Origin of the sequence: Saccharicrinis sp. GN24d3 (assembly GCF_052400645.1) — a bacterium.
Lineage (GTDB): Bacteria > Bacteroidota > Bacteroidia > Bacteroidales > Marinilabiliaceae > Saccharicrinis.
On the sequence record NZ_JBQTGI010000074.1, the window covers coordinates 1 to 1543 of the forward strand.

Annotated in this window: 2 protein-coding genes; both read right to left on the reverse strand. The window is 37.0% G+C overall.

Annotation, left to right across the window (positions count from 1 at the left end):
• Window positions 1-412, reverse strand: a 412-nt coding sequence (locus ACT29I_RS25645; protein ID WP_444794856.1) for a transposase, incomplete at its 3' end; no start/stop codon positions are given.
• 430 nt (window positions 413-842) lie between these two features.
• On the reverse strand, window positions 843-1400 hold the full coding sequence (locus ACT29I_RS25650) for a hypothetical protein (RefSeq protein ID WP_444794857.1): 558 nt from the start codon (window positions 1398-1400) through the stop codon (window positions 843-845).
• Window positions 1401-1543: the final 143 nt, after the last annotated feature.

The following is a 1543-nucleotide window of genomic DNA, read 5'->3' on the forward strand; positions in this document are numbered from 1 at the left end:
TTTCAGCAATAGCCTTGTTGTGCTCGTCTATCTTGTTCTCGATATAATCGATATGACGGTCTATTTTCTTTTGGTTGAAATTGTTTTTCTTACTGTTCTGTGCACGCAGTTTTGTGCTGTCGCCGGCCAGTAGCTTGCCTCCAATAAGTTCGAAATTACGGGCTATGCGTACTGTTTCCCTGAATACTCTTTTTATGGCTTTGGGGTTGTCCTTCCTGAAATTCGAAATGGTGTTGTGGTCGGGCGACAGGGACCTGATAAGCCACATCACCTCGATATTACGTTTACTTTCCTTTTCTAGCCCTCGCGACGAACGGATGCGGTTCATGTAACCATAAATGTAGAGTTTTAACAGGTCGGACGGATGGTAAGCCGGTCTCCCGTTTTCAACAAAACAAACATCAAATCCCATCTTGCACAGATCAATACTATCTACAAATAAATCTATTATGCGTACCTCATTGCCAGGGCCTATGGCCTGTTCTAATGAAACCGGGAAAAGGTGGGTCTGCTCCCGGCTTTTGTCCTTGTATGAATTTCATACCTATAAGATACAAAACAACAGCTTCTTCTTCTAGCTTTATGCGCAGTAGTTATGAACCGTTATCAACAGGAGGTCTGGTTTTTAGACAGTCTGACGTTACGCGTATGAGTAGTGCGGAATTTAACCCACAACTACTTCAAAAAATCACTTAGCCAAAACTACGATTTTACAGCTAATTTTCAATTTATTATTGCTCGTCAAATCGTAGATTTGGCGGAGCTCCAAAACCTTACAGACGTGATAAATACAGCTAACTCCGCATTACTTATGACGCATTGTTAGCTCGTCGGTGTTTCTTTTAAAAATATAAACCAACTCCTATAATCATACTATTTCTTTTAAATTTTTCTCCGAAATAGTCATTAGATGAATTTTGATAGCAATATCCGATACTAGTAGAAATTTTTAGAATATGGGACAGTTTAAATGTCTTGCCAATTCCTGTTCCATATGTTTGACCTTTGTCCATACTTCCTGCTGGTGATAAATCAAGTAATGGTCCACCTTCGGCAAATAAATAAAAGTCTTTTAATTTGTTATCGAAGAAGTATTTTCCTTGAAGTACTAGTGGGGCGGTATTAGAACCTGGGTTATTGTACCTATCTAGACCAAATCCCACGTTTAAATTGAAATTTTTAGTAAGGTAATACCCTAAGTATACACGTAAACTCATTCCGTTGGCATTTGAATATAATGAACTTTTATATTCATTGTCCCATTCCATTTCTCCACTAGTAAATGCTGAATATCTATACTCAAGCCCAAAAGTAATTCCAGTATTTCGTTCGCTTTCTTGTCCGTATGATTTTAAATTTGCTATGCAAATAACTACTAATAATAAAATTATTCTCTTCATTCGATTAAATTTGTTTGCCTTGGTTTATTTATATTCTTTAGTGTGATGCTCTTTACACTGCGAGCTAACTTGGATATAGAGACCGTAATGACTTTATTATTTCGATTATGGTTTCTATACCGCATATATAATCAGTTATTTTA